Below are 3920 nucleotides of genomic sequence, written 5' to 3'. Positions count from 1 at the left end.
GCACGCGTCCTGGCTCAACCAGGTAGAGATCTACTTCTCCATCCTGCAACGCAAAGCCATCAGCCCCACCGACTTCGCGAACCTCGCCGACCTCGCCACACGGATCCTGGCCTTCCAAGACCGCTACAACGCCACCGCGAGCCCGTTCGACTGGCGCTACAGCCGTATCGACCTCAACGCATTCCTCCGCCGAATCGACCAGCACAACGACCAAGCAGTCTGACCCCCGACGAACTTGCAGACATGCCCACTAGCGGGTGTCGGGGAGTCCTACTGGTGGACCTGGTCCGCCATTGCAATTTCAGGCCTCGGAGTCGCGGCCTATCATCCTGCAGCTGCGAAGGCAGCACGTGCGGCTGCCGGACCATCTGCCCAGGGAATGAGTTGGTTTGCCCTTGGTGGAAACGTCGGCATCGCCCTGGGTCCCGTAATCGTCACTCCGGTGCTCCTCGCTTTCGGTATCGCAGGAACGCCGATCCTCGCACTGCCTGCAGTGGCAATGGCGCTATTCCTGTATTGCATTCGGTCCCGCAGGGCGCCCACCCTATCGCGCTCGACCACCGCGGCCTCCAATCATGAGGACACCACATCAGCCCCTGATCAGTGGCGTCTCTTCGGTTGGCTGACGGTTCTGGTCGTGATTCGGTCCGTAATGTATTTCGGCGTAACGACGGTCCTTGTCCTCTACGTCATCTCCCGCTTTGCCGTCACGCAATCCGCAGGGTCCCTGACACTCACCGTTTTCCTCGCCGTCGGCGCATTGGGGACATTGGTCGGCGGCTGGTCGGCGGACCGGCTGTCCCGCCTGTTCGCCATCCGCCTGGGCTATGCTCTCTGCCTTCCGTCCCTGATCATGCTTCTCGCGGCACCATCGATGGTGGTCGCGGTGACGGCGGTAGCGTTGCTCGGCTTGGGCCTGTACTTACCGTTCTCAGTCCAAACCACCCTTGGACAGGACTACCTACCAAACCGTATAGGGACTGCATCCGGGGTCACTCTCGGTCTTGCCGTATCAGCCGGAGGAGCGTGCGCTCCCCTGTTCGGATGGCTGGGTGACCAGTACGGCCTCACCTGGTCGCTGGGTGTTCTCCTGATTTTTCCTTTGCTCGCGTTCCTTGTCTCATTCCGGCTGAAGGACACCAACCCACGCTTGTCTTGAGCTGGTGAACCGGAGATATCGCTCGAGTAGCACCGGTGGCGCTTGCGACCCGGAACAGGCACACCGGTGGGCTGGTCCAACTGTTGGCAGCGATGGCCGACGTCGACGGCGGCAACTCCCCGATGCAGACGCCAGAGCGGATGGTTGAATTATTTGGCGTTCAGTTCCCCTCCCACAGCGTCTCGGGATCGTGGCAGTTCAGTACCAGCTCGGAAAGTCGGCAGCACATGTGTCGAACCTATTAGACAACGGCCGGTGTGGTCGCGACGCCGGCTCGTCTCACCTGGGGATCGGTAACCGGACCTGGCGAACGCCCGTGACGCCCGCGCTGCGCCGTGCCTGGCCCACGGTTGTCCGATTCATGGCTCGGGTATGCTGGCAGGCATGGGAATGGTCCCGATGAAGTTTTGGCGTGCCACCTCGGTGGCTCTGCGGCAGGCGTCCCGGTGAGGGGCCTCGTGGCGGGCGGTGTTCTGGCCGTATTGCTGCTGATGACCGGCTGCACCGGCAACGGCGAGGCGACCGGTCCGACGCAACAGACGCCTTCCAGGTCCGCACCTTCGGTGAGCCCGTCGAGCACGTCGCCGCTGGCCGTGGAGTCTGCTCCGGGTGTCTCGCTGAGCAGCCGACCGGCTACGCCTACGTCGCTCGCCCCCGGCGAACTGATCGCGCTGAATCAGAACCTGATCGGGGCGGCCTGGGACAACGATGTCGCCCAAGCTCGCCAGCTCATCGCCGCCGGTGCTGACGTCAACTACGAGGACGAGACCGAACAGAGCGCTTTCCTCATCGCAGCGAGTGAGGGCTACCTCGAGCTGCTGGACCTGACCCTGCGCAACGGTGCGGACGTCCACGCGCGCGACAGCTACAACGGCACGGCCCTGATCCGCGCCGCGGAGCGTGGCCACGCGGACGTGGTGCGAAGGCTGCTGGAGACCGACGTGAACGTTGACCACGTGAACAACCCGGGCTGGACCGCACTGCACGAGGCGATCATCCTGGGTGATGGCTCGCCCCGGTACGTGGAGACGGTGCAGCTGCTCGTCGACGGCGGCGCCGATGTGAGGCTCCCCTCCCAGCGCGATGGTCTGACGCCCTTGCAGCACGCCACGTCCCGGGGCTTCCAAGATATCGCCGCCATTCTGCGCAACGCAGCGGAACAGTAGACCGCGGACGCCGCCACAACAGCAGGAGAAGTGTCGCCGAATCAAGAAGCGCTCCGAACTGCGCGACGAGCTGAGCAACCGCACCACCGGCGGAATTTACGTCACCACCCTGCAGAAGTTCGGGCGCAGCAAGTCGGAGGGAGAAGGACGCCGGCGCCGATCACCCGCTGCTGTCGGTGCTCATGAGGGGAGGCCCGAAGGCGTTCCTCGATGCCGTCACCGGCGCGGTCAGCTACCTGCGGAGCCTATCGACCCCGGGCAACCAGCCCGACGACGGCGAGGAGTCGCCTGCATCGACCTACCGTCGGCTTGCCAGTCAGTTGTCCCGTACCTGGGCGCGGTGTTCGGGTTCCGAGACGCTCGCTGAGCTGCGCCCGGAAATACAGGTGTACGAGGAAATCCGTGTCTGGATGGCGAAGTACGACGCCGTCGACCGTCAGGCCAGCGGCGAACCGGTGCCGGAGGAGATCCAGCGGCTGCTGGGTGATCTGATTGCGTCTGCGACGTCGACTGGTGAGGTGGTGGACATCTACGAGGCGGCGGGAATGCCCAAGCCGTCCCTGAACGATCTGACGCCGGAGTTCATCGCGAAGACGCAGCAGGCGCGGAATCCGCAGCTCGCCGTCGAGGGGCTGCGAAAGTTGATCGCTGACGAGTCGACCACCTCCACGCGGAATAACGTCATCCGTCAACGCGCCTTCTCGGAACGCATCGCCGAGCTGATGAAAATGTACACGAACCAGCAGCTGACGTCCGCTGAAGTGATTGCGGAGCTCGTGGAGTTGGCACGGGAGGTAGCGGCCGAGGCCAACCGTGGGGCCTGCTTCACTCCGTCGAGGGAGAACGGAGCTCCTACTCACTTTCCTCTTGCGGTGACTTGTCTAGCGCCCTGTCAGCAAGTTCGCCGGAGTACTACGGTTGACACGCGCCCACCAGCAAGCCATGCCGACCAGCACACCGATTCAACGACCGCGAACTATCCACTCGCGGACGGACTAACAGTCGCCACAGGAGAAACGCATGGCTGCCAGCCGCAATCCGCTTGATGACTTACGCGAAACGCTCAGCCATCTCACAGAGCAGCTCAAACTGCCAGGTTCGGAACGGGTAGATGATCTGGTCGGGGATCTGTTCGGTGGGCGGCCAGGGCCGGCCCGGCCCCTCTCCGAGGTGCAGGCCGAGCTCGATGCACTGGTAGGGCTGGAGACGGTGAAGGAACAGGTGCGGGCCCTCGTCGCGTTGCTTCAAGTCCAAGCGCGCCGCAAGGTGCACGGCCTGCCGGAGGTAGCTACATCACAGCACTTGGTTTTCCTCGGAAACCCCGGCACTGGCAAGACCACCGTGGCGCGGCTCCTAGTGGGTGTCACCGTAAGTTCGTCGGGGGTTCAGGTCCAGGCGGTGGGATCGCCGAGGTAGAGACCGCAGGCGGTATCGAGGGCATCCTCGGCGGTGCCTCCCATCATGCCCGTGGGTAGCCAGGAATCTTGGCCATGGGTCCCATCGTGGCCCAGATCCAGACCCGATATCGCACTGTTTCGGCGTGTCACCACCGCCGATGATGTCGAGTCGAGGGAGAACAGATCATGGTGATCTCT

4 protein-coding genes and 2 pseudogenes are annotated in these 3920 nt (G+C 63.8%); 5 read left to right on the top strand and 1 reads right to left on the bottom strand.

Going from position 1 to position 3920, the window contains the following annotated elements; all coding sequences use genetic code 11:
* The 5 genes and pseudogenes from Y708_RS30110 to Y708_RS0120610 form a co-directional block, all read left to right on the top strand.
* Nucleotides 1-223 (top strand): annotated as a pseudogene (locus Y708_RS30110) (IS630 family transposase); the annotation flags it as partial.
* Nucleotides 224-235: 12 nt separating this feature from the next.
* Nucleotides 236-1159: an MFS transporter gene (locus Y708_RS26870; protein ID WP_081747089.1), complete on the top strand. Its 924-nt coding sequence runs from the start codon at nt 236-238 to the stop codon at nt 1157-1159.
* A gap of 458 nt (nt 1160-1617) precedes the next feature.
* Nucleotides 1618-2325 (top strand): ankyrin repeat domain-containing protein, encoded by a 708-nt coding sequence (locus Y708_RS26865; protein WP_216699859.1) that lies wholly within the window; start codon nt 1618-1620, stop codon nt 2323-2325.
* A gap of 182 nt (nt 2326-2507) precedes the next feature.
* Nucleotides 2508-3371: a DUF3387 domain-containing protein gene (locus Y708_RS0120615; RefSeq protein WP_028281373.1), complete on the top strand. Its 864-nt coding sequence runs from the start codon at nt 2508-2510 to the stop codon at nt 3369-3371.
* Nucleotides 3346-3681 (top strand): annotated as a pseudogene (locus tag Y708_RS0120610) (AAA family ATPase); the annotation flags it as partial. The gene Y708_RS0120615 and the pseudogene Y708_RS0120610, both read left to right, overlap by 26 nt.
* Before the next feature lie 29 nt (nt 3682-3710).
* Here the strand turns inward: Y708_RS0120610 and Y708_RS30600 are convergent.
* A partial coding sequence (locus Y708_RS30600) for a hypothetical protein (protein WP_035777110.1) occupies nt 3711-3920 on the bottom strand: 210 nt, incomplete at its 5' end.

It is taken from the genome of Arthrobacter sp. H5 (assembly GCF_000520595.1).
Lineage (GTDB): Bacteria > Actinomycetota > Actinomycetes > Actinomycetales > Micrococcaceae > Arthrobacter_D.
Note: the sequence above shows the minus strand (reverse complement) of the source record. Positions and strands in the feature narration are given on the sequence as shown.